Consider the following 23,972-nt stretch of genomic DNA (forward strand, 5'->3'; position numbering starts at 1 on the left):
TCCATCCACTGAACACAAAAAACAGGCCGCGGACATAAAATGTCTGCGGCCTGTTTGCTTAAGGTTCAAACCAAAGATTAATGACGGAAGTGACGCATACCGGTAAACACCATGGCAATACCGTGTTCATCGGCAGCCGCAATGACTTCTTCGTCACGCATTGAACCGCCCGGCTGAATAACCGCTGTGGCACCGGCATTGACTGCGGCCAGCAATCCGTCTGCAAACGGGAAGAAGGCATCAGACGACACGACCGATCCCTTGGTGCGCAATTCGCCTTCACCCGCATTTTTACCGGCTTCTTCGGCTTTCCATGCGGCAATCCGTGAACTGTCAACACGGCTCATCTGGCCGGCACCCACACCAACCGTTTTACCGTCTTTGACATAAACAATCGCGTTTGATTTGACATGTTTGCCAACACGGAAGGCAAACAGCAGATCATCAAGTTCGGCTTCGGTCGGCTTGCGCTTGGTGACGACTTTAAGCGCGTCACGCTTGACGCGACCGGCATCGCGGTTCTGAAGAAGATATCCACCAGCCAACGACCGAAGCGTCATGTCTTCACCTTCCGGATCCGCCATGCCACCGGTCACCAGAAGACGCAGGTTCTTCTTCGCTGCCAGAACTTCCTTCGCCGCGTCATCGGCATCCGGGCAGATCACGACTTCGGCAAACAGCTTGGCAATTTCTTCGGCAGTGGCCTTATCAAGGGTACGGTTAACCGCGATGATGCCACCAAAGGCCGAAACCGGGTCACAAGAAAGTGCCTTGTGATAGGCTTCAATCAGAGTTGCCCCCTCGGCAACGCCACACGGATTGGCGTGCTTGATGATGGCAACAGCCGGTTTTTCATCAAACTCGGACACCAGTTCGAACGCTGCATCCGTATCATTCAGGTTATTGAATGACAGTTCCTTACCCTGAAGCTGGGTTGCGGTGGCAACGCCCGGACGGTTCTTGCCATTGGTATAGAACGCTGCCTGCTGATGGGGGTTTTCACCGTAACGCAGGGTCTGTTTCAGTTCGGCAGAAACATTCAGGCGCTGCGGGAAGGTTTCACCAAGCTCACCGGCAAACCAGCTTGAAATAGCCGAGTCATAAGCGCCCGTACGGGCAAATGCCTTGGCGGCCAGAACGCGTCGGGTCTCAGCCGTCGTGGCACCTGCATTGTCTTTCATTTCGGCAACAACGCGGTCGTAATCAGACGGATCGACAACAACCGTAACCGATTCGTGGTTCTTTGCCGCCGAACGGATCATGCTCGGTCCGCCGATATCGATATTTTCGATGCAGGTATCGAAATCGGCACCCTTGGCAACGGTTTCTTCGAACGGATAAAGGTTCACACACACCAGATCGATCGGCGAAATATCGTTATCTTCCATCGCCTTCATGTGGCTGGAAAGAGAACGGCGGCCCAAAAGGCCGCCGTGAATCTTCGGATGAAGAGTCTTGACGCGACCGTCCATGATTTCGGGAAAACCAGTATGATCGGCAACTTCCTTCACAGGGATACCGGCCGCTTCGATGGCCTTGGCAGAACCACCGGTAGACAGGATTTCAACACCCTGTTCATGAAGGGATTTGGCAAATTCGACCAGACCGGTCTTGTCGGAAACAGAGATCAGCGCGCGCGCAATACGAGCAGTCATCGGGTTCGCTTTCAAAAGATCGTCAGTGATGAAGGCACCGGACCCATTGATGATATATCGGCCCACAAAAGAAACCGTTCCGTATGGCTGCGCGTGGGCAAGACTGGCCTTCTGATGAATGAAAACCGATGGTTTTCATTCTGGCCGACACATGATCAATGAGTCCGAACCATGTTTCGCGCGGAGCTTTATCACGCAGACGATAAAATGTGGACCCCGAAATGTTGCATGGCCGCAGACCAGACTGCGCAGACGTGCCGTCTTTAAACAGATATCAGGTTATTGACCACTAACCGCCTGATCGAGTTTTCCCGGATCGCTATCTGCAAAGAAGGATTTAACCCCAATCTCGGGCGGCTGAAATTCGGGGACAAGACGCCCCATCAGTTCCAGCGTCTTGTGCGTATCACGCCTTGCTGCACTTTCACCAAGCTCGTCAAACACCTGCTTGATCAACGCATAATCAACAACACGCGGGGCCGCCAACATAACGCCGTCGGTTTCAGTCGGTTCTGGTGGCTCACCATCGTGGAACAATTCTTCGTAAAGCTTCTCGCCGGGACGTAATCCCGTTACCTTGATATCGATATCCTTGCCCGGACGCAGGCCCGACAGCAGGATCATCTGACGCGCCAGATCGATGATCTTGACCGGTCGCCCCATATCAAGAACGAATATCTTGCCGCCATCGGTGACACCATGCTTGCCAAGTTCGGCAGCCTGCAAAACAAGTTCCACCGCTTCGGCAATCGTCATGAAGTACCGCGTGATGCCTTCGTGCGTCACCGTCAACGGACCACCGGCCTCCAGCTGGCGGCGGAACAGGGGTACGACGGATCCGGTTGAGCCCAGCACATTGCCAAACCGAACCGTCACAAAACGTGTCGGGCCGCGCTGATCCGCTGGCAGCGTCTCAAGCGCCTGACAATAGCATTCCGCCAAACGTTTTGACGCCCCCATGACATTCGCCGGATTTACGGCCTTGTCCGTTGAAATCAGAACCATGGTGCCAACCCCGGCCGCACGGCATGCCTCGGCAACGTTGCGGGTGCCCAACGTATTGGTCAGAATACCTTCATTGGGATTATGTTCAACCAGCGGCACATGTTTGTAGGCTGCGGCATGAAAAACAATCTCCGGCTTTTGCTTTGCAAAAACCTGATCGATCCGGGTTCGATCACGAACATCGCCTAAAATACTTTCACGCGGAAGATCGGGATATTTTTCCGCCATCTCCATATCAATGGCATAAAGATTGTATTCCCCCGCATCCAGCAAGGTCAGACTTTCCGGACCATAGGCAGCAATCTGCCGCACCAGTTCCGAGCCGATTGATCCACCGGCACCGGTCACAAGCACCCGATGCCCGGCAATCATTTGACGAACCTTGTCTCGATCAAGGCGCGCCTGCGGACGGCCCAGCAAATCCTCGATCGCTACGGGGCGGATTTGCAGTGGGTCGGCAAGACCTTCCCGCAGATCATTCAACTTTGGCAGGCGCGCAAGGGTGATGCCCCTTTGCTCAGCAATCTCGACCCATTTCGTTATATCTTCGTGACGCAGTGCGTCACCGGTCAGAACCAACCGGCGCGGCAGCCCACGCTTGCTATTGGCGAGCTTGCCAAGGATCTCCTCAAGACGGTCTACGGTCGCAAGAACATCAACGCCGTGCATGTTGCGCCCAACGCGGCTATCGGTCAGCGAAACAATCCCGACAACATCAAACGGTGTATTTGCTGAACGACGCGTTTCGCGAATGAAGGCTTCCGCCTCGTCACCTGCACCAATCAACAGAACCGGCAAACGATGCGTCCCCTGCCGCAGCATTTCACGGGCAGAGGTTTTGTCCTTGGTGATCCGATAAATCAGCCGGGATCCCCCCAGCAGCGCCATTAAAAGGAACCACTGAATAATCGGTGTTGATCGCGGCAACCAGTCAAGCCGCGCGGTCAGGAACAACACAAGAAACAATACGCCAATGGCAACTGTTACCGCCTTGGCAATTCGCGTCAGATCGTTCAAAGACGCATAACGCCAAATCCCGCGATAAAGGCCAAAAAACCAGAAAGAGACTGCGGCGATAACGGTAAAGACTGATGCTGAAAACAGAATGTTCTGCGGATTATAAAAAACCACACCATCGCCCACGCGCAGATAAAGTGCTGCGGGCAATGAAACAGCTGCCATTGTCACATCATGGACAAAGGCAATCTGGCTACGTTGGAATAAACGCGACATTCGGTTCCTTACCGGAATACTGGTGTGGTTCATACTAGCCGCAAGCCTTTGGCAGGGACACGGTTTTTCTTTTCGCGTTCGGCCTGTGACAAGTCAAGCTATCCGAACGAGCGGCAATCAGGGCGAATGCGTTTTGACAGTCTTAACCGGCAAAAATTTCATTCCCGCAATCAGCAACACGACAATTATCGCAGCTATTGCCAACCGTTCAGATACGTCCGCATCTGTCGGCAAAAACACCACAAGGATCAGTGCCAGATTGGCAAGCATTATCAGGAATGAAACCCCAGCGTGGCTCATCCCACGCTGGGTCGCCTGTTGATAGAAATGCTCACGATGAGCATGCCAGACCTTTTCCCCCCGAAGCCCGCGCTTCATCAACGTAAAGGTTGCATCGACCAGATAGTATAATGGCAGGATCAAAGCTGGCATCCACGCACCACGTGCCGCCAGTTCAAGCAGCAACCAACCCAGAACAAACCCCAGCGGCACCGATCCGACATCCCCCAGAAACAGCTTCGCCGGATGCCAGTTCCAGATCAGAAATCCGGCCATGATCGCCAGAATACCAAGCCCGATATAACCAAGATCAATGAATTCAGGCAACGGCATCAAAAGCGCCAAAGCAAAAACGCCCGCGCCAATGGATCCCGCTTCGACCCCGGTAATGCCGTCAATCCCATCCATGAAATTGAAAAGATTAAGGAACCAGACCCAGGCAAGAACCACCAGAACACGATCCAGCCACATTGGCACCAGCCCTTGCAGGACAGGACTGTCAATCGCGAACACACCGACGATCACGGCAACGAACTGACAGGCAAAACGAATAGCAGGCGACAGATCATGTCGATCATCAAACCAGCTTAACATGCCAAGCGCCGCAGCCGCGGCGAGCATGACCCATTGAGGCAGATCAGCATTCCCCGACCATAAAAAAACCGCTCCGACCATGAACACCAAAAGCGGCGTCACGGCCAATCCGCCACCGCGCGGGGTTGGCACCGCGTGACTGGAACGATGATTGGGCATATCAAGAATCGCCTTGCGCCGCAGATAAAGCAACACCGCCCAGGTCAGCAACATAGAGCCGATCAGAAAGCAGCCGGAAAAAATCGCAAGTGCGGCAAAAGACATCTGTAACGCCCGTTCCGTTCAAATCATCCGTCTGGATTACCGGGCACTCGTCCCCATCGCAAGGCTTTTAAGTAGCCGACAAACCATATCCAGCAGGCCAGCCATGCCAGAAATCGCGCGGCTAAGTGCTTTACAGCCCCCCAAAGGGCGCTTACTTACAAGCCACAACCCGAAACCGGAGATATTCCTTTGACAGAACGCCGCGCCCGTCCGGACAACCGCCACGCGCCACACCATAGCCAACCGGCCGATCTTCCCGATCCACGGATGCTGGCGCTCAAAACCCTGCAGGAGCTGCGCGGGGGGGAAGTCACACTGGACGAGCTTCTGTCAAAACACGGGTTTGGTCTGCCGTCACTGGATCGCAATTTTTTGCGTCAATTGCTCGGCACGACATTGCGCCATCTCGGTGAAATTGATGCCATGCTCGCCCCACGCTATCACCCGCCACAAGATCGCACCGCCGCACGACTGACCAATATCCTGCGTCTGGGTGTTGCCCAGCTGTTTTTCATGGATACAGCCGATCATGGTGCAGTTGACAGCACGGTTAATCTGGCGCGCGATGCAGGACTTCATCGGTACACCAAACTGATCAATGCCGTCTTGCGCGGCTTGCAGCGCGACGGCTTTGAATGGCCTGAAAATGTCGAAGACTGGCAATTGAATGTTCCGGCATGGCTGCGCGGATCATGGAAAAAGGCCTATGGCGCGGACGTGGCCCAGGGCATTGCACAGGCAAGCCTTGGCTATGCCATGCTTGATCTTTCGATCAAAGACCCGGCCGAGGCCGCCGAATGGGCGGAAAAAATGGACGGTATCGTCCTTCCAACCGGCACGGTCCGGCTTGAAGGCGGGCGTCGCATCCGCAACCTGCCGGGCTATAAAGACGGCAAATGGTGGGTGCAGGACGCGGCGGCATCCATCCCGGCCAAACTGTTTTCGGCTCACAAGGGCAAAACCATTTATGATCTCTGCGCTGCACCGGGCGGAAAAACCATGCAGCTTGCGGCTTTCGGTGCACAGGCCATTGCCGTTGATAAATCCGAGGGCCGCCTGAAACGCGTCTATGAAAACCTTGAACGGGTTGAACTCGGTGCCGCTGTTGTTATCGGGGACGCCACCGATCTGGCCCCTGATACGCCACGTGCCGATGCGGTTTTGCTTGATGCGCCTTGTTCGGCAACCGGCACCATTCGCCGCCATCCCGATATTTTGCTGCGTCAGAACGACAAACTGATGCGATCACTTTTGCCGATCCAGACCAAGCTGCTTAATCAGGCTGACAAGCTTCTGAATGTTGGTGGCGAGCTGATCTATTGCACCTGTTCGCTTCAGCCCGAAGAGGGCGAGCATCAGGTCAAATCGTTCCTGGCCGACCACCCCAATTACGAACGCAAGCCGATTACCGCCGACGAACTGGGCGGTTGGAGTGAGGCCATCAACGATGCCGGTGAATTGCGCATCCTGCCGCTACATATGCAGGAATATGGCGGGATCGATGGTTTCTTCTGCGCACGTCTGGTCAAGAAATCCTGATTGGTATCTTAAACGATACAGATCAAGACAGCCATTCGCCCCGCTTGGGTGACAGGACCGCGTTTTTGGGGTATGAGAACCGCGAAATTCCCATATCCCAACCCGCTTCAGGACCTTTGCCGCGCCATGACCGCATCAAACGCCATTAAAATCGCACCTTCGATCCTTTCCGCCGATTTCGCCCAGCTGGGTGTTGACGTCCGCGCGGTTGATGCCGCTGGCGCAGACTACATCCATATCGATGTCATGGATGGTCATTACGTGCCCAACATCACCATCGGCCCGGATGTGGTCAAGGCACTGCGCCCGCATAGCGACAAGGTGTTTGACGTTCACCTGATGATCGCACCGGTCGATCCCTATATCGAAGCCTTCGCCAATGCCGGATCCGACATCATCACCATCCATGCCGAAGCAGGCCCGCACCTGCATCGTTCGCTGCAGCTGATCAAGTCGCTGGGCAAAAAAGCCGGGGTGTCGCTGAACCCGTCAACGCCGGAAAGCGTCATCGAATATGTCATGGACATGGTTGACCTTGTTCTGGTCATGACCGTCAACCCCGGCTTTGGCGGCCAGAAATTCATTCCAAGCCAGCTTGAAAAAATCAAACGCATCCGCAAGATGATCGACGCGACCGGACGCGATATCGACCTTGAAGTCGATGGTGGCGTAAACCCGGAAATCGCGCCCAAGGTGATCGAAGCCGGGGCAAACGTTCTGGTCGCCGGTTCCGCGACCTTCAAAGGCGGCCCATCCGAATACGCCAACAACATCAAAGCCATTCGCGGCAACTGAGCCCGGCGGACTGCTTTATCTGGCAATTCAGAAATGAATAGGGTCGGCGCAAAAATTCCCGACCCTATTCATATATGTATCACCTGAAGTCAATTCCGGGAATGGCTGCAACATCAAAAATCGATGCAACGGCCCTTGTTTTCCCAATCACCAAATCGGGTCGGCTCGGGGCCTTTGGGCCCGCCGATTTCGCGCTGTTTTGCAGCAGCTTCCTTAGCGGCCTTGGCTTCGGCCAGCGCATTGATTGCATCCTGTGACAGAACAGGTGCCATGTCTGCACCGGCAATGGCTTCATTCTTTTCTTCCGAGGTTTTCGGTTCTGCCTTTTCTTTTGGCACCTCGTGAATGACGGTTTCGCGGAACTTTCCGGCCATCCTTATTCTCCGGTTGTCGGGACTGCCCGATGGAACTGTTATCCCAGAAATAGCCCGCCTGCACCGTCGGGGCAAGTTATAGGGCAGCAATATCTGGCAGGATTTCCAAAATCCGTTCGATTTCAGCAGCTTGGGATTTCAACGAGAAAATCCATCAAATATGCAGACAGCCATTTATCCGAAACTGGCTCTTTCCCCCCTGCACGAAAGCCGCTATTTCAGGCAGACGAGCAAACCAAGGAGAAACCATGCGTCCAATTCCCCAGCGTATCGCCGAAGAACTTTCATGCCGGCCGGAACAGGTCATTGCCACCATCGAGATGCTCAATGAGGGCTCCACCGTTCCATTCATTGCGCGCTACCGCAAAGAAAAAACCGGCGGCCTTGATGATACCCAACTTCGTACGCTGGAAGAACGCCTGCGCTATCTGACCGAACTGGAAGAACGCCGTTCAAGCGTGCTTGAAAGCATCCGCGAACAGGAAAAGCTGACGCCGGAACTTGAAAAGGCCATCAACGAGGCCGACACCAAAACCCGCCTTGAAGATTTGTACCTGCCCTACAAGAAAAAGCGCCGCACCAAGGCCCAGATCGCTCGCGAAGCCGGGCTGGAGCCGCTGGCGGATGATCTGTACGGCAATCCGAACCTTGATCCGGAAACAGAGGCCGCAAAATATGTCGATGCTGAAAAAGGCGTCGAAGATACCAAGGCCGCCCTTGATGGTGCGCGTCAGATCCTGATGGAACGCTTTGCCGAGGATGCCGATCTGGTCGCCAAGCTGCGCGACCTTTTGTGGAATGATGGCGAAATCAGTGCCAGCGTGATCGATGGCAAACAGGCTGAAGGTGCCAAGTTTTCCGACTATTTCGAACATTCCGAAAAAATCAAAACCTGCCCGTCGCATCGCGCACTGGCCCTGTTCAGGGGACGCAACGAAAACATCCTGCAACTTAAACTGACCCTGGGGGCCGCCGACGAAGACCGCCCGCGCACCGAGCAGGGCCGGGCCGAGATCATGATTTCCGCCCATGTCGGGATTGCCGACCGTGGCCGTGCCGCAGACAAATGGCTGGTGGATACGGTTCGCTGGACCTGGCGGGTCAAACTGTCGCTATCCATCGAACTTGATTTGTTCGGCACCCTTCGTGACAGCGCCGAAGAAGACGCGATCAAGGTGTTTGCCGATAACCTCAAGGACCTGCTGCTGGCCGCACCGGCCGGGCAGAAGGCCACCATGGGTCTTGATCCGGGGGTGCGTACCGGTGTCAAGGTTGCCGTGATCGATGCCACCGGCAAGATGGTTGATACCGCAACCGTTTACCCGTTCCAGCCACGCAATGACGTCGAAGGGGCGCTGAATACACTGGCGGCCCTTGCCGCCCGCCACAAGATCGAACTGATCGCGATTGGCAATGGCACCTATTCGCGTGAAACCGATGAGCTTGCCGGTCAGTTACTCAAACGCTTCCCGGCCCTTAAGGCGACCAAGGTCATCGTCAACGAATCCGGCGCATCGATTTATTCCGCGTCACAATTTGCCGCCGAAGAATTCCCCGATCTGGATGTGTCGCTGCGTGGCGCGGTATCCATCGCCCGCCGCCTGCAGGACCCGTTGGCGGAACTGGTGAAGATCGAACCAAAATCCATTGGTGTCGGGCAGTATCAGCACGACGTATCGGAAACCAAACTGGCCAAATCGCTCGATGCCGTGGTCGAGGATTGCGTAAACGGCGTGGGGGTTGACCTTAATACCGCGTCTATTCCGCTTCTGACCCGTGTTGCCGGACTTTCGGAAACACTGGCGCGCAATATTGTCGGTTATCGCGATATCAATGGCGCGTTCCGGTCGCGTGCGGACTTGCGCAAGGTCGAACGTCTGGGCCCCAAAGCGTTCGAACAATGTGCGGGATTTTTGCGCATCCGCGGCGGTGAAAACCCGCTGGATGCATCGGCCGTTCACCCGGAGGCCTATAAACTGGTGGAACGTATCAGCACGCGTTCCAACAAACCGCTGGCAGAGCTGATTGGCGACTCGCCCTTCATCAAAACCCTGCGCCCGGATGACTATGCCGATGATGTGTTCGGGGTTCCGACGATCCGCGACATTCTGGCCGAGCTTGATAAACCCGGCCGCGATCCGCGCCCGGAATTCAAAACCGCGAAATTCACCGATGGTGTGAACGAGATCAAGGACCTTAAAACCGGTATGAAGCTTGAAGGTACCGTCACCAACGTCACCAATTTCGGGGCGTTCGTGGATATCGGTGTCCACCAGGACGGGTTGGTGCATATTTCACAACTGGCCGACAAATTCGTTTCCGACCCGCGTGAAGTCGTCAAGGCAGGCCAGATCGTGTCGGTTACCGTCATGGAAGTCGATGCTCCGCGCAAACGTATCGGCCTGTCGATGAAATCAGCACCGGACTATGAAGGCACCCGTGAAAAGCGTACCGAGTCCCGTGGCAATCAAAGCAATCCCGGCCATCAGGCCCGCGGCAACACCGGGCGAAACAACCAGCACGGCGGAAATTATCAAAGCAGTCCGCGTAACAATCAAGGCAGTGCCGGAAATGACGGTGGTGCGATGGCCGCCGCACTCAAGGCCGCGATGGAACGCCGAAAGTAATAATTTCATAAAAATTTCGCGCACGATCTGATTGTAGAAAGCCCCCTAACCTTTTGTTCAGGGGGCTTTTTACCTGTGACCGATGGAAAATCGAAACATTCGGCACGGAAATGCCGCATTTGCGCCGCCATTTTCCCGTCTTCACCGCGCATCTTTACTTCACCAAAAAGAAGCGCGAGGAAACAACATGTTTAGATCTTTGCGCAGCAAGCCGGTTGTAATCGCCCTCGTCGGAGTTTTGACAGTGACGACAGCCGCACTGGCTGCAATCCGCGTCGCACCGAAAGCGACCACCGACAGTGTCACCATCCATGCTGATCAGCCGAAAGGCGAAGTCATCCTGTCCTTTCAGGACGGATCGATTGCGCTGAACAAAGATTGCGGCTCTTTTCCGTGCCGTATCGATATTTCCCGCCTGCAAAAGGGGGAATATGACGTGATGATCCGCAATGGCACCGATATTCAGAACATGGTCAGCCTTTATAAGGAATAGCGGGCTGACCGGTTATCCGGCTCGGGGTACATGACGCCCGATAACAGAAGCCTGTCGGGCAGACATTCGCAGAATTCAAAATATTTTCGCATCCATGGAACGATGCGCGCCTCAGCTTGTTTAAAGGGTATGAAATATCGCAAAGCCGTCCAAGGCATTGCGCGCTGCTTCCTTTGTCCTAGATAAAGGCCGAGGATTAAGACCACGAGGTTTTCCATCATGCCCGTTTCCAAACCAGCCAAAAGACAGTGATCATCCATAGCAACAAGTTTTCCAACAGGTTGCATGGGATTTTCACTTTTACGGCAGGTGGTAATGGGGATATGTTGCGGAAGCCCTGTGCTGACCGCACAAACCAATAACGAAAGTCGAGGATCTGTATCATGGCTCTTGAACTCCCTGCACTCCCCTATGCCTATGACGCGCTTGCACCGGTCATGTCGGCTGAAACCCTTGAGTTTCACCATGACAAACACCACAACGCCTATGTTGTGAACGGCAACAAGCTGCTCGAAGGTTCCGGCCTTGAAGGCAAGTCGCTCGAAGAAATCGTTGTTGCATCCTATGGCGATGCATCCAAAGCCGGCCTGTTCAACAACGCTGCCCAGCACTGGAACCATATCGAGTTCTGGCAGATGATGAAGAAAAATGGCGGCGGCAACATTCCGGGCGAACTGGAAAAGAAAATCGTTGAAGATTTCGGCTCTGTCGATGCCTTCAAGGAAGCCTTCATTCAGGCTGGCGTGACCCAGTTCGGTTCTGGCTGGTGCTGGCTGGCACTTGATAAATCCGGCAAGCTGGTCGTGACCAAAACCCCGAATGCGGAAAACCCGCTGGTCCACGGTCAGACCCCGCTGCTCGGTTGCGATGTCTGGGAACACTCCTACTACATCGATTACCGCAACGCGCGCCCGGACTATGTCAAAGCGTTCATCAACGACCTGGTGAACTGGGAATATGTTGCAGAACGTTTCTCCAAAGCTGGCTGATTAGACCCAAAGCTTTGAGATTGAATTTAAAAGCGGCCCTGATGCGGGCCGCTTTTTTTATGAGCCAAACATCAAGCTTTTGGTCACTTTCCAAGCACACTCGGTATATTGGTCACCTCAGTACCAATATAATATGCCCCGTCAAACGGATGAAGGACCTCCTGCTAGCAGGAAACCAAGCCCGTCCTTTGTCATAAATCTACCTTTATATATTAGTTGATCATTATTCAACCTATGATTATATTTAAATCCCGATAAACGCCTTAGAGGGATCAGCCATGCCTATAAAATTCAAAAAGTTGCGTGAAGCTGCCACCGTAACAATCATTCTAGCATTCACAAATACCGGGATGCTGAGCCAGGCAACCGCTCAAACTAAAAACCCTACCCTTGCAGTAATTCCAGCCGGTTTTAATTTTCCAACACCTGGATACGTCATCCAGCAATGGATAACAAATGCAGGATCAAGCGACACAACCGTCTCAGCTGCCGGATTAAAAAACATCCGCGATCATGGATGGGATTTATGGAATGGGATGACGCAAATGACGGGCATTAGTTCCGGTGGCGCGACGATTGCAGAAATCGAAGTTCCAATCTGGACCACCTGGCCGGACCAAACGCAGGCGCTAAAACCGATATTCTCCAAATCAGGTGCTAGCGAATTACTATTTGAACTCTCGCAAGAAACCGCCATGCGCCGACCAAAGCAATTCAAACACCTAAAAAAGGCAGAAGTAAAAGCCAAAGCCGACACTGCCGCCGCCCCCGAGATTGTGTATACATTGGAGACAGAACGATTTAACAGAACCTGGGTAATTTCGGCGAATACACCTCAGATTGTGCCCTTTGGACAAGGCATTTATTCCATTCTGGGTAAAGCCAACATTGACAATTATGCCAACGATTTCCCGGCCAGCTATTCCCCTGGAGCAAAAGCGATTCTCGACTTCGATGCCCGAGCGATAGAGACCAAACCGGTATATTACGCCCTGAAAAGCAAGGGCACATCCATCATGCCCTATTGGCAGGGAACCAGTTCATCGGCCACAACAAATACAACCAATCCCGTACCGGAAACATGGAAAACCTGTGTCATCATTGATGCAGAAAATACAGCGACAACCGGTATGCGCGTAGCCACGGCAAATGAACAAAATGGTGCCTATGCCGCACCGGGCTTGCAATGCGCAAGCTATCTTTATGCTCCGATTGGTATGGTGTTTGTGCAAAGCCTGACCGCACTGGAAGCAGCCGCATTCGAAGGACAACCAGACATTAAGGCAGGCGACTTCGGTGCGCTTATGGCTATGCATGTCAACAGCAAGGAAACCGATTCCTGGACCTGGCAGACATTCTACTGGCAGGGGGATCCGTCTTTTGAAACCAACAGTCCAGGCAGCCTTGAGGGTCAACCATCTTCACTCGGCGCGCCTTGGTCAAGCTATGCAATGTGTACTGCCTATGATCAAAGCTATGATCGCGGTGCAACCATGAACCTTTGCTATAACCCGTATCTGGAAACAAGCCCCGGAATCCCCGATGGTATCCAGTCAAACTGCGTAAGCTGTCATGGCTCTGCCAATGTTGCGGCACAAGGCACAGAAAACCCACCCAGCTATCCGTCAAACTATGACAAACTGATTGATTTTGGCGGATCAGAGTTCAAAGGCGTCATGAAAACTGACTTCTCCTGGACTATTGCCGACCAACAGTAACACAGCGGAAAATATGAAAAAGGAGCCCTGCAAGCACTCAGCGGGACTCCTTTTATCATCGTAAATTATCCGACGAGATCAGATATCGAACTTGATACCCTGCGCCAGCGGCAGTTCGCGGGAATAGTTGATCGTGTTGGTCGCACGGCGCATATAGCCTTTCCATGCGTCCGAACCCGATTCACGACCGCCACCGGTTTCTTTTTCGCCGCCAAAAGCACCGCCGATTTCCGCACCCGACGGGCCGATATTGACGTTGGCGATACCGCAATCCGAACCAACGGCTGACAGGAACAGTTCGGTTTCACGCAGATCGGTCGAGAATATGCAGGATGACAGGCCCTGTGGCACACCGTTCTGAAGCGCAATGGCTTCTTCAAGCGTTTCATAGGTCATGACATACAGGATCGGCGCAAAGGTCTCGTGGCGCACGGTTTCGGTCTGGGACGGCATTTCAACAACCGCCGGGGTGACGTAATAGGCATTCGGATACTGATCGGCCAACACGCGTTCACCGCCATGCACTTTACCGCCGTCTTTCTTGGCATTGGAAAGCGCGGTCTGCATGTTGTTAAAGCTGTCCTCGTCAATCAGCGGACCGACAAGCGTGCCATCGGCAAGCGGATCACCGATTTTGACAGACTTGTAGGCAGCAACGATTTTCGGCAGCAATTCGTCTTTGACGTCTTTGTGGACAATCACGCGACGCAAGGATGTGCAACGCTGACCACATGTCCCAACCGCCGAGAAGACCACCGCTCGCACGGTCATATCAAGGTCGGCAGACGGGGTCACGATCATCGCATTGTTGCCCCCCAGTTCCAGGATGGTCCGGCCAAAACGTTCCGCCACACGCGGTGCAACTTCGCGGCCCATACGGGTTGAACCGGTTGCCGAAACAAGTGCGACATCATGGCTGTCGGTAAGGGCTTCGCCAATGCTGCGATCACCGATCACCACCTGATGCAGGCCTTCCGGCGCATCACCGAATTTCGCCAATGCCTTTTCAAAGATTTTCTGGCAGGCAAGCGCCACAACCGGGGTTTTTTCCGACGGCTTCCAGATCACCGAGTTGCCGCAAACCAATGCAAGGGCTGTGTTCCATGACCAGACGGCAACCGGGAAGTTAAACGCGGAAATGACGCCAACAACACCCAACGGATGCCAGTTTTCCATCATTTTATGGCCCGGACGTTCGGACGCGATGGTCAAACCGTAAAGCTGACGGGACAGGCCAACGGCGAAATCGCAGATATCGATCATTTCCTGAACTTCGCCAAGACCTTCCTGATATATCTTGCCGCATTCCAGCGACACCAGACGCCCCAGCGGTTCCTTGGCCGCGCGCAGTTCTTCACCCAGAAGACGGGCCAGTTCACCACGGCGCGGGCCGGGCACCTGACGCCACTGGACAAATGCCTTTTTCGAACGCGCAATGATGTCGTTCATTTCCGACGGATCGGTTTCGGCAACAGCCGCAATTTCAGAACCGTCAACCGGGGTCTGAACCTTAAGCGTACCATTGGAAATCTCGGCCTCGGAAAGGCCCAGTTCAGTCAGAATGTTTTTGAAACTCACGGTTAAGCTCCCTTCTTTTTGAGTTTTACGGCAATCACGACCGGTCATCCGCATCCGATACCGCCGCCAGCTTTGGCAGCAACTTGCCGATGATGGCAAAGGCTTCATCGACCTGTTCGAATGGAATGGTCAGCGGGGCCAGAAGGCGCACCACATTGGCGTGTTCACCACTTGGCATCAACAATAGCCCGCTCGCACGGGCCAGTTGCAATAATGTTTGCAGACGTTTCGGCGACGGTGCCCCGTCATCTGCGATCAGTTCGAAGGCGCGCATCGCGCCAATACCCCGCATTGCACCAATCACATGCCCACCGGGCAAATCGCGCAGCCAGGAAATATGGGTGGCATATTTTTCGCCAAGCTGCTTGGCACGGTTCAGAATGCCGTCTGTTTCCAGCACATCGAACACACCGGTTGCCGCCGCACAGGCCACCGGATTACCGGAATAGGTCCCGCCCAGACCACCGGGCAGCAGGGCATTCATCACATCCTCCGCCCCCGTGATCGCCGCCAGCGGGAAACCACCGCCAATACCCTTACCCATCACGAGGATGTCGGGGCAGACATTGGCATGTTCGATGGCAAACATCTTACCCGTCCGGCCAAAGCCCGACTGGATTTCATCAGCAATCAGAACCATGCCATTGGCATCGCAAAGACGGCGCAGTTCGACAAGAAAGGCCGCGTCGCACGCCCGAAAACCGCCCTCCCCCTGCACGGGTTCGATCACCACGGCACCGATACTGCCCGGATCGACCGATACGGCAAATAATTTGGCAATTGCGTCCATTGCATCGGCCACCGATACACCGGTTTCACGGCAGGGATATGGCAAATGATAAACCGGCCCCGGAAGCGGCCCAAGCCCGGTCTTATAGGGTTTGGTTTTGCCCGTCAGCGCAAGAGTCGCAAGGGTCCGGCCATGAAACGCTCCTTCGAAAGCAATAACACCGGTCCGGCCGGTAAAGGCACGCGCAAGTTTCAGGGCATTTTCCATCGCCTCGGCACCGGAATTGGTCAGCATCGATTTTGCCGGACCTTCAATCGGGCAGTTTTGCGCCAGCCAATCGGTTACCGCGACATAAGGTTCATGAGGCAACGCGTTAAAGCACGAATGGGTAAAGCGTTCGCATTGCTCGGCCACACGGGCCATGACGACCGGATTGCGATGGCCGGTATTCAATACCCCGATCCCGCCGATGAAATCGATATAACGATTGCCGTCGATATCCCAGGCTTCGGAATTAAGCGCCCGGTCGAGATAAATCGGGTGCAGAGTACGAATACCATTTGAAACACTGTGTTTCTGGCGTGCCGTGACGGTGGCAGCGTCCATCACGGCATCAGATGTCTGGTTTGTCATATCGTCACGGGGCATGTGGGGTTGCTCCGGCTTTCATCGTTAAGATATTGATTTCGAACATCCGTTACGAAATCGATTTAAATCACGTTCAGTTCCAGAACCGGGGCATTGTCACGAATGCGCTCATATCCGAACACCGACATATCAAGTGTTTGGTAGTGGCCTGCGACAATCAGTTCCGAAAGACCACGGCCAACTGCCGGGCTTTGCTGCAATCCATGGCCCGAAAAACCATTGGCAAAGAAGAAGTTCTTTACCTCTGGATGCGGACCAATGATCGCGTTCTGATCAAGCAGGTTATAGGAATAATGCCCGGCCCAGGCATTGACCATCTTGATCGCCTCGAACCGTTCGCAACGCTCGTAAAGCCCCGGCCAGATGATATCGTCAAACAGGCTGTAATCGACGTCAAAGTCCCAGCATTCCGGGTCACGATCCGCAGGCGGCGCAATGCCGGTAATGAAAAGATCGCCTTCGGGACGGACATAAAGGCCACTTGGATCAATCAGCATCGGACAGGCCGCGTTAATGTCGGCCGCATCCCGGCAATCAAACACAAAGATGCACCGTTTGCGCGGCTCCACCGGGATCTCAAGCCCGGCCATACGGGCAACTTTTGATCCACCGGTTCCCGCCGCATTAATCAGCGCCCCGCAACCAAACCGCCGTCCGTCTTTCAGAACCACACCAGTGATCTGATTGCCATCGCGCAGGACTTCGACAACTTCGCCGTCGATATAATCAGCCCCCTGACGGCGGGCCTGTTTACGGAAGGACTGCATCAGGGAATAGGCATCAAACCAGCCTTCCCCGGTGCGGCCCCAGCAGGCCGCCGCCAGATCGGATGTGTTCATCCATGGATATTTGGCGGCCAGTTCATCGGGCTCCATCCAGACGATATCAGCCCCCAGCTTGGTCTGGGTTGCGTGATTCTGTCGCAGGATATCGCGACCGGACTCGGTCGCCAGAACCAGATAGCCCTTTTCATGGAAGGAAATATCAACTTCGGGATCAAGATCACGTTTCAGATTGCGCAGGAATTCAATGCCAAAACCCGACATTTCAATATTGATCGGGGTCGAAAACTGCTGACGGATCGATGCCGCCGACAGGGTTGTCGAACAGAATTCATAATTCGGGTCTTTTTCAATGACCAGAACCCGGCCCTTGAAATCATCCCGGTCGGTCAAAAACCACGCGGCGGAGCTTCCGATAACCGCCCCGCCAACAATGATGACATCATAATTTTCGTCCACTGAACCCATGATCGCCTGCCACCCGATAGAATGTTTTGAAACCGGAACGGTATAACCCGTTCCGGCATTCCGGTCTTTTTGCTTCCTTATGCCGCCTTGCTTCCGGCGGTCATTTTAAAGATGCCCTGTGCATTGCTGCTGTCAAATCGAAGATCAAGTTTTTGCTCCCCGGTCGTCTCGTCACGCACGTGATCACGGCTGATGAATTCATAGAAGGAACCGGGCACATTGCGGGTCACCAGATCGCCATTGGCATCACGCATCTGACGCAGAACACGGGTTGCCTTGAATGCGGTCTGACGCACCGATCCGGTGCTGGAAATCTCGACCTTCTCCTTCATCGGGCGGCCCTTGGCGCGCTGTTCGTCGGCGACCGCCTCGATATCGTCAACCCGGTCCGTTGCATGGTTGAACGCATTGCCTTCGGTTGAAATCCACGCCATTTCGGCGGATTCGGCCAACAGGACTTCATAATCGGCCTCGGCTACCGGGCCGTGATGCGCGCCAAAGCATTTGACCAGAACCGGCAGAAGCTTGGTCGCATCGGCAAAGTTGATAGTGCCGTTAGCGGCCAGTTGATCCAGCAGGACCTTGGCACCGGGCGACAGCGGATCAACCGATTTGCCAACCGTATTGGCAACCGCCTGCTGAAAGGCCGGGCTGAATTCTTCGACATGAAGTTCGGACACAAAAAACTGCGCAATCAGTTCCGGTTCATCTGCATGACAAAACGCCCGACCCGTCATTTTCAGACGCGACAGCGGATAAACACCGGCAATATCGAACCCAAGCGGGGCCAGGATGCGCGCCATGGCAACATGACCGCGCGGCAATGCGCCGGTTGCCGGGCCATCGACGGTACGAATGGCACCATGATCGAAAATGATCGGCTCGCCCGCCGCCAGTTTATCCTCGGAATAGGCTTTGCCTTCGGGAACGGCTTCCAGCAGACCATCAAACAGGATCATGTTAAGCGCCTGCGCCATCGTCAGGCGGCTGACTTTTCCGGCATCATTCGCAGGATCGGCCAAAAGCCGGTCATTCACATCAATCATCCGGAACAGATAATCGGCCTTTGTCTCGCCAATAACGGCCTTAAGCACCGCGCCAAGCTGGCTGTTCAAGGGGGATTTAACTGGCTGGGGCATTTCTGCCTCTCCTTCCGTAATATTATCAATTACCCGATCAATTTTACTGTCCGGAAGGATCATGTGGTGGCACGAGGGGTTCCGAACCATTGAAATGCTAAGGCTTGGCAGAAAATCTAACAAACGATATATTCGCACCATATCATTCCATTTGGTAATGAACTTTGGGATCAAAACATATGCGTCGCGTCCTGCCGTCCCTCACTGCCCTGCAATTTTTCGAAAGCTCCGCCCGGCATCTGAGTTTTACCCGTGCGGCAGAGGAACTGAATGTGACGCAAAGTGCTATCAGCCGCCAGATCCGCGCACTCGAGGAATATCTGGGCCGGGATCTTTTTCGTCGGGTAAAAAAACGCCTGAAACTGACGGCGGCGGGCGAAGCCTATGCCGCACAGGTGCGCGATCTTCTGGATCGGGCAGAAGCCGCAACCTTGCAGGTCATGGCCTATTCCGATGCGGGCGGGATGCTGAATGTCGGGACATTGCCGACCTTTGGCGCGCGCTGGCTGGTGCCGCGACTGGGTGATTTCAAAACCACATGGCCCGATATCCAGCTTAACCTGATCACCCAGACCCGCGAATTCAATTTCACCCGCGAAGGCATCGATATCGCCATCCATTTTGGCGAAGACAACATGCCCGGCTGCGTGTTTCACCGCCTGATGGGCGAAACCCTGATTGCGGTCTGCGCGCCCAAAATCCTTAAGGAAAATGACGATCTGCCGATTGCGCGTGAACGGGTCCGCAATTGCACCCTGTTGCAACATTCCACCCGTCCCCGCGCCTGGCAGGACTGGCTGGCGGCAACCGGCGTTGCGGTTGTGGATGAACTTGCCGGTCCCAGGTTTGAACATTTCCACATGGTGATACAGGCCGCCGTCGCCGGACTGGGGCTGGCCCTTCTGCCGGAATTTCTGGTGCGCGAAGAACTTGATAACGGGCGGCTTGTCGCCCCGTTTGACGTCTCGATCCCCAACCGGCACGCCTATTACGTTGTTTATCCCGAAGAAAAGGAAAACAACTTTGCGGTTCGGGCCTTCCGCGACTGGATCATCGCAACCTGCAGGGCGGAATCAGCACAAGCAAACGCCGCATGACATCCTTCAACGGATATATCCCGACAACGAATTTTATTGCCGATTGAATCCACGCCCCCTAAAGTTCCCATCCATATGTATAAGAACCGCCATTCAGGCGGTCAGGCCGGGGCATCCGTTGCAGGATGTTCAGACAGGGGTGGCCCTTCGGGGAATGACTGGGGTATAGGGAAATGGTTGTGTCACAACTGGAAAACCGTCTGGCGATTTACAACATCCTGCCGGAAACATTTGGTGCCCTTCGCAAGGCATCAGGACTGATCCACGATAAATCGGCCCAACGCGCCGAGACATTTTACCGGACCATCAGCCAAAGCGAAGATCTGAAATCCGATCCCCTTTCAGACGCCACCATCGCATCCCTGACGAAATCATTGCAAAATCACTGGAAAAACCTGTTTGACGGCAAGATTGACGAGGATTTCGTCCTTGAATCCAACCGGATCGGCCAGACCCACGAAACCCACGGCATTACCCCCAAACTTTACATCGCGACCTATAACGCGATCACCGATGCCCTGATCGAGGCCATCATAACCCGCTTTCGCTGGAACGCCGGTCAGGCGGCAAACATCGTCACCTCGCTCACCTCGGTCATGCTGCTCGATATCGAACTGACGCTGACCGCCTATTGCGATGCCAGTGCCGTCAAACGCCACAACGCATCGGAAAATGCCTTCGCCGATCAGCAGCTTGATCGCACGATGGAACTGTCGGTTGCGATCAATCAAAGTGCCGTATCCAATGCCCGCATGATGAATGTCATCGAGGATGTCGACCGCAAGGCACAATCGATTTCGGCCGCCATCGATCAAATGGTTTCCGGCATCAGTCACATTGCCGAAAATGGCCGCGCTGCTGCCGATAACGCAACCGATGCCATCACCGCCACCCGCAATGGCCAGCAAACTGTCAAGGAAGCTGTCGGCAGCATGGATGACATCGCACATGCGGTGTCGGACGCATCTGGCCGGGTCGATGCCCTGGCCGAGGCATCGGAAAAAATCGGCGAGATCGTCGCCTCCATCGAAGCAATTGCCGCCGAAACCAACCTTCTGGCGCTCAACGCCACAATCGAGGCCGCCCGCGCGGGCGAAGCGGGCAAGGGTTTTGCCGTCGTCGCGGGCGAGGTCAAGGCCCTTAGCCAGCAGACCGCACGCGCGACCGAGGAAATCCGCAGCCGCATCGTCAACCTGCAAGGCGAAACACAGGGCATCGTCGATGCCATGGCACGCGGCAATGATGCCGTATCACGCGGGCAGAATGTGATGAATGATGTTGCCCGCGAAATGGGGGATATCGGCAGCAAGATGGAAGACACGACCCGCCGCATTGCCGATATTTCAACCATCCTTGATGAACAGAACAAGGCAACCGATGCCGTCCGCGATGGCATTACCGGTATCGCCGGGCAAACCGGCGGGCAGGTTGCGGCAATCCGCTCGGCCATTGGTGTTATCGGTCAGGTCGAAGGCCTGATCGAAACACAGGTTTCCGAACTGGTTCAGTATGAAATTCCGAACCGCACCATACGAAGTGCCCGCGCCGAACATGCCGTGTTCTTCAAATCCGTTGCCGAATTGCTCGCCGGACTGGGCAGCAGCGCCGATATCCAGATGGGGGATGCGAAAACCTGCCGGTTTGGCAAATGGTATGACAGCCCGGCATCAAAACCGTTCCGCCATCTGCCGTCTTTCGACGCCATCCGGGCACCGCATCTGGCACAACATGAAGCCGGTCATGCGGCAATCACGGCCTTCAGGAACCGCGATATTATTGCCGCGGAAAAGGCCTTCGCCCTTATGGAAACTGCGACCCGTGAAGTCCTGCAGAAACTCGATCAACTGGCAAACGAAGCGCGCAATATCACACCACTCGCCGAAGCCGCCGAATAGCCGGCCATGTAAAAAGACCCGAACAGCTTGAAACCTTATCCACCGATCTTTGCCGCCGATCCCGCACGGAGGGCTGCAATCATCTGAATGCACACAATCACGAACAGGAAGGACAAGGCCGCCTCCCAGTTGCCAAGCAGGTCATGCAGGGCGCCGAACAAAACCGGGCCGACCGCGGCCAGCAAATAGCCGACCGACTGGCACATACCCGACAACCGTGCCGAGGTCTGCGGGTCCGCGCCGCGGATACCCACCAGCGTCAATGCGATGCTGATCATCGCCCCCTGCCCAAGCCCCATGCAGAACGCCCAAAGATAGGGAAGCTCGGTCGTGGCAAAAACAAACCCCGGAATGCCGATCATCAACGGAACGTGCAAAATGACCATCGCCAGTTTCTTGTTGGCGATTTTCGAATAGATCAGCGGTGCGGCAAACGCCGCCGGGATGCCAAACACGTTAAAGATCGTCAGAAGGGTTGCGGCCTCCCCCTCGGAAATGCCGCTATCGATGAAGACCTTCGCGACCCAGGCCGTGCCGGTATAAAACATCAGCGACTGGCACCCGAAAAACAGCGCAAGCCACCATGCCTCGGCATTTTTCCACAGGGAAACCTGTGTGACAGAAACGGGTGCCGGGCCCTTATGTCGATAACGCAACATTGGCAACCACAACAGGAAGGCAAGGGCGGCGAATACCGCCCAGATCCCCAATGAATAGCGCCAATCACCATCCGCCGCATTTCGTATCGGAATTGCAACGAATGCCGCAACAGTCGCACCGGTTGACATCGTAAAGGTGTAAAGCGCTGTAATCAAAGCAACACGGGTCGGGAAACTGCGCCGCACCAGTGACGGGGTCAGCACGTTTAAAACGGCAATCGCCGACCCAAGAATGATCGTGCCAACAATCATGATGCCATAACTGCCGGTCGCACGAAGCCCCTGCCCCACCGCAATAAACAGCAACATGGTCAGAAGGGTTGCCTCCAACCCGAACCGCTGCCCAAGGCGCGGCGCAAAGATCGATAACACACCGAAACTAAGAACCGGGATGGTCGTCAGCAGACCAAGCTGCACGCCCGAAAGCTGCAGATCAAGACCGACAATCTCGGCAAGCGGCCCCATGGCAACGATGCTGCCACGCATGTTCGCTGCCAAAAGCAAAAGCGCCAGCAGAAAGCCGATATGCGGACCAAGATGGCGAAATCCGCGTGCCGCAGGATCGGCTGATCGCGTGTTTCCATCCTGCTGCGTTGGGGACACAGCGGGCGAAGCTTCAGACGGTGCAACACCGCCCTGATTTTGGGTCATCGGAATACTCCGGCAGTGTGGTGGCGGGGAAAGCCTGAGTAACTTTGTTATTCATGCAGAAGAAAGATCGATCAAACCGGCAGAATGCCAATCAGAACACGCATCGCAATCACGACAAACAATATCGCGATGATGCGTTCGATCCACATCGAATGTGCGCGCAGCCATGGCAAAACCGCACCATGCGACAAGCCGACAGCAACAAGGCAGTACCAGGCGGCATCAATCCCCGCCGCGGTGAAAGCCAGCAGGAATTTACCGCCCCATTCAAATTCCGGGGACACGAACTGACTGAACAGGGCCAGGAAAAACAGCGCAATCTTCGGGTTCAGAAACGCGATCATGAAACCGTCGCGTGCCGCCTGCGTCATTGTATCTGCAACCTGCCCACTCTGATCAGATTCGAACCGTGCGCCTGACCCTGCCGCACGCCAGGCCTTGATCGCCAGATAGATCAGATAAAGCGCGCCAAGAACGCTGACGATATTGCGAAATGCCGGAACCGTCTGGAAAAGTATGCCAAGGCCGGTCATGGTGATGACGGCATAAAAACCGACGCCCAATCCATGGGCCACCGCACAGGCAAACCCCGCCTGACGTGATTGCCCGACGGAATATCGCAAAACAACGGCCAGACTGGGGCCGGGCGTCATCGCGCCAAGGATGCAGATTGTCGCAACGGACAACCAGGCCGCAAATGTCATGACGTTTCCCTTGGTCTTTCTGAGTTTTTTTTATCGCGCCTAATGCCGCGCCATCA

The 23,972-nt window shown here is 54.8% G+C and carries 19 protein-coding genes; 8 read left to right on the plus strand and 11 right to left on the minus strand.

Annotated features, from left to right (window positions below; genetic code table 11):
- Positions 1-77: 77 nt before the first annotated feature.
- The 3 genes from purH to ABIE64_RS05770 all read right to left on the minus strand — a co-directional run bounded on the left by purH (position 78) and on the right by ABIE64_RS05770 (position 5,030).
- Entirely contained in the window at positions 78-1,655 is a 1,578-nt protein-coding gene (purH, locus tag ABIE64_RS05760) for a bifunctional phosphoribosylaminoimidazolecarboxamide formyltransferase/IMP cyclohydrolase (RefSeq protein WP_063092569.1), read from the minus strand.
- A 279-nt stretch (positions 1,656-1,934) separates the two neighbouring features.
- A complete protein-coding gene (locus tag ABIE64_RS05765) occupies positions 1,935-3,893 on the minus strand; it encodes a polysaccharide biosynthesis protein (protein WP_063092438.1) in 1,959 nt (652 codons plus the stop codon).
- 117 nt (positions 3,894-4,010) lie between these two features.
- A complete protein-coding gene (locus ABIE64_RS05770) occupies positions 4,011-5,030 on the minus strand; it encodes an MraY family glycosyltransferase (protein ID WP_063092437.1) in 1,020 nt (339 codons plus the stop codon).
- 189 nt (positions 5,031-5,219) lie between these two features.
- Between ABIE64_RS05770 and ABIE64_RS05775 the strand changes: the two genes are divergently transcribed.
- Positions 5,220-6,569, plus strand: a complete 1,350-nt coding sequence (locus ABIE64_RS05775; RefSeq protein WP_063092436.1) for an RsmB/NOP family class I SAM-dependent RNA methyltransferase — start codon at positions 5,220-5,222, stop codon at positions 6,567-6,569.
- 126 nt (positions 6,570-6,695) lie between these two features.
- Entirely contained in the window at positions 6,696-7,364 is a 669-nt protein-coding gene (gene rpe, locus ABIE64_RS05780; RefSeq protein ID WP_040061298.1) for a ribulose-phosphate 3-epimerase, read from the plus strand.
- Positions 7,365-7,477: 113 nt separating this feature from the next.
- Here the strand turns inward: rpe and ABIE64_RS05785 are convergent, their stop codons facing one another.
- Positions 7,478-7,738, minus strand: a complete 261-nt coding sequence (locus ABIE64_RS05785) for a DUF1674 domain-containing protein (protein WP_007088679.1) — start codon at positions 7,736-7,738, stop codon at positions 7,478-7,480.
- A gap of 248 nt (positions 7,739-7,986) precedes the next feature.
- Here ABIE64_RS05785 and ABIE64_RS05790 point away from each other — a divergent pair, with 248 nt between their 5' ends.
- Positions 7,987-10,365, plus strand: coding sequence for a Tex family protein (locus ABIE64_RS05790; RefSeq protein WP_063092435.1), 2,379 nt, complete (start codon positions 7,987-7,989; stop codon positions 10,363-10,365).
- 187 nt (positions 10,366-10,552) lie between these two features.
- The gene (locus ABIE64_RS05795) at positions 10,553-10,858 is read left to right on the plus strand and encodes a hypothetical protein (RefSeq protein ID WP_051682147.1); all 306 of its coding nucleotides are present in this window, start codon (positions 10,553-10,555) and stop codon (positions 10,856-10,858) included.
- Here the strand turns inward: ABIE64_RS05795 and ABIE64_RS05800 are convergent.
- Positions 10,846-11,145, minus strand: coding sequence for a hypothetical protein (locus tag ABIE64_RS05800; protein ID WP_063092434.1), 300 nt, complete (start codon positions 11,143-11,145; stop codon positions 10,846-10,848). The two genes, ABIE64_RS05795 and ABIE64_RS05800, sit on opposite strands and share 13 nt — an antisense overlap.
- A gap of 96 nt (positions 11,146-11,241) precedes the next feature.
- Between ABIE64_RS05800 and ABIE64_RS05805 the strand changes: the two genes are divergently transcribed.
- Positions 11,242-11,847 (plus strand): superoxide dismutase, encoded by a 606-nt coding sequence (locus ABIE64_RS05805; protein ID WP_007088675.1) that lies wholly within the window; start codon positions 11,242-11,244, stop codon positions 11,845-11,847.
- 278 nt (positions 11,848-12,125) lie between these two features.
- Positions 12,126-13,565, plus strand: coding sequence for a hypothetical protein (locus ABIE64_RS05810; RefSeq protein ID WP_139189986.1), 1,440 nt, complete (start codon positions 12,126-12,128; stop codon positions 13,563-13,565).
- A 78-nt stretch (positions 13,566-13,643) separates the two neighbouring features.
- On the opposite strand, the gene amaB is transcribed toward ABIE64_RS05810, so the two are convergent.
- The 4 genes from amaB to ABIE64_RS05830 form a co-directional block, all read right to left on the minus strand.
- Entirely contained in the window at positions 13,644-15,143 is a 1,500-nt protein-coding gene (gene amaB / locus ABIE64_RS05815) for an L-piperidine-6-carboxylate dehydrogenase (RefSeq protein WP_354376870.1), read from the minus strand.
- Positions 15,144-15,177: 34 nt separating this feature from the next.
- Positions 15,178-16,521 carry an aspartate aminotransferase family protein gene (locus tag ABIE64_RS05820; RefSeq protein ID WP_354376871.1) on the minus strand — a complete coding sequence of 448 codons (1,344 nt, stop codon included), beginning with the start codon at positions 16,519-16,521 and terminating at the stop codon, positions 15,178-15,180.
- A gap of 62 nt (positions 16,522-16,583) precedes the next feature.
- Positions 16,584-17,771 carry an NAD(P)/FAD-dependent oxidoreductase gene (locus ABIE64_RS05825; protein ID WP_354376872.1) on the minus strand — a complete coding sequence of 396 codons (1,188 nt, stop codon included), beginning with the start codon at positions 17,769-17,771 and terminating at the stop codon, positions 16,584-16,586.
- A gap of 77 nt (positions 17,772-17,848) precedes the next feature.
- On the minus strand, positions 17,849-18,910 hold the full coding sequence (locus ABIE64_RS05830; RefSeq protein ID WP_354376873.1) for a DUF1338 domain-containing protein: 1,062 nt from the start codon (positions 18,908-18,910) through the stop codon (positions 17,849-17,851).
- 179 nt (positions 18,911-19,089) lie between these two features.
- Between ABIE64_RS05830 and gcvA the strand changes: the two genes are divergently transcribed.
- Positions 19,090-20,007 (plus strand): transcriptional regulator GcvA, encoded by a 918-nt coding sequence (gene gcvA / locus ABIE64_RS05835; RefSeq protein WP_354376874.1) that lies wholly within the window; start codon positions 19,090-19,092, stop codon positions 20,005-20,007.
- 173 nt (positions 20,008-20,180) lie between these two features.
- Positions 20,181-21,902, plus strand: a complete 1,722-nt coding sequence (locus ABIE64_RS05840; RefSeq protein WP_354376875.1) for a methyl-accepting chemotaxis protein — start codon at positions 20,181-20,183, stop codon at positions 21,900-21,902.
- A gap of 35 nt (positions 21,903-21,937) precedes the next feature.
- On the opposite strand, the gene ABIE64_RS05845 is transcribed toward ABIE64_RS05840, so the two are convergent.
- Together ABIE64_RS05845 and ABIE64_RS05850 are read right to left on the minus strand one after the other, a co-directional pair.
- Positions 21,938-23,212 (minus strand): CynX/NimT family MFS transporter, encoded by a 1,275-nt coding sequence (locus ABIE64_RS05845; protein ID WP_114094699.1) that lies wholly within the window; start codon positions 23,210-23,212, stop codon positions 21,938-21,940.
- A 71-nt stretch (positions 23,213-23,283) separates the two neighbouring features.
- Positions 23,284-23,916 (minus strand): LysE family translocator, encoded by a 633-nt coding sequence (locus ABIE64_RS05850; RefSeq protein ID WP_007088664.1) that lies wholly within the window; start codon positions 23,914-23,916, stop codon positions 23,284-23,286.
- Positions 23,917-23,972: the final 56 nt, after the last annotated feature.

This window comes from Thalassospira sp. MBR-102, from assembly GCF_040549275.1.
GTDB lineage: Bacteria > Pseudomonadota > Alphaproteobacteria > Rhodospirillales > Thalassospiraceae > Thalassospira > Thalassospira xiamenensis.

What these genes read in the sequence shown, in the direction of transcription:
- ABIE64_RS05805 (WP_007088675.1), top strand. Translation starts at nt 11,242, where the DNA reads ATGGCTCTTGAACTCCCTGCACTCCCCTATGCCTATGACGCGCTTGCA.
- ABIE64_RS05795 (WP_051682147.1), top strand. Translation starts at nt 10,553, where the DNA reads ATGTTTAGATCTTTGCGCAGCAAGCCGGTTGTAATCGCCCTCGTCGGA.
- purH (WP_063092569.1), bottom strand. Translation starts at nt 1,655, where the DNA reads ATGACTGCTCGTATTGCGCGCGCGCTGATCTCTGTTTCCGACAAGACC.
- ABIE64_RS05800 (WP_063092434.1), bottom strand. Translation starts at nt 11,145, where the DNA reads ATGCAACCTGTTGGAAAACTTGTTGCTATGGATGATCACTGTCTTTTG.
- ABIE64_RS05850 (WP_007088664.1), bottom strand. Translation starts at nt 23,916, where the DNA reads ATGACATTTGCGGCCTGGTTGTCCGTTGCGACAATCTGCATCCTTGGC.
- ABIE64_RS05825 (WP_354376872.1), bottom strand. Translation starts at nt 17,771, where the DNA reads ATGGGTTCAGTGGACGAAAATTATGATGTCATCATTGTTGGCGGGGCG.
- ABIE64_RS05765 (WP_063092438.1), bottom strand. Translation starts at nt 3,893, where the DNA reads ATGTCGCGTTTATTCCAACGTAGCCAGATTGCCTTTGTCCATGATGTG.
- ABIE64_RS05770 (WP_063092437.1), bottom strand. Translation starts at nt 5,030, where the DNA reads ATGTCTTTTGCCGCACTTGCGATTTTTTCCGGCTGCTTTCTGATCGGC.
- ABIE64_RS05845 (WP_114094699.1), bottom strand. Translation starts at nt 23,212, where the DNA reads ATGACCCAAAATCAGGGCGGTGTTGCACCGTCTGAAGCTTCGCCCGCT.
- gcvA (WP_354376874.1), top strand. Translation starts at nt 19,090, where the DNA reads ATGCGTCGCGTCCTGCCGTCCCTCACTGCCCTGCAATTTTTCGAAAGC.
- rpe (WP_040061298.1), top strand. Translation starts at nt 6,696, where the DNA reads ATGACCGCATCAAACGCCATTAAAATCGCACCTTCGATCCTTTCCGCC.
- ABIE64_RS05790 (WP_063092435.1), top strand. Translation starts at nt 7,987, where the DNA reads ATGCGTCCAATTCCCCAGCGTATCGCCGAAGAACTTTCATGCCGGCCG.
- ABIE64_RS05840 (WP_354376875.1), top strand. Translation starts at nt 20,181, where the DNA reads ATGGTTGTGTCACAACTGGAAAACCGTCTGGCGATTTACAACATCCTG.
- ABIE64_RS05830 (WP_354376873.1), bottom strand. Translation starts at nt 18,910, where the DNA reads ATGCCCCAGCCAGTTAAATCCCCCTTGAACAGCCAGCTTGGCGCGGTG.
- ABIE64_RS05785 (WP_007088679.1), bottom strand. Translation starts at nt 7,738, where the DNA reads ATGGCCGGAAAGTTCCGCGAAACCGTCATTCACGAGGTGCCAAAAGAA.
- ABIE64_RS05810 (WP_139189986.1), top strand. Translation starts at nt 12,126, where the DNA reads ATGCCTATAAAATTCAAAAAGTTGCGTGAAGCTGCCACCGTAACAATC.
- ABIE64_RS05820 (WP_354376871.1), bottom strand. Translation starts at nt 16,521, where the DNA reads ATGCCCCGTGACGATATGACAAACCAGACATCTGATGCCGTGATGGAC.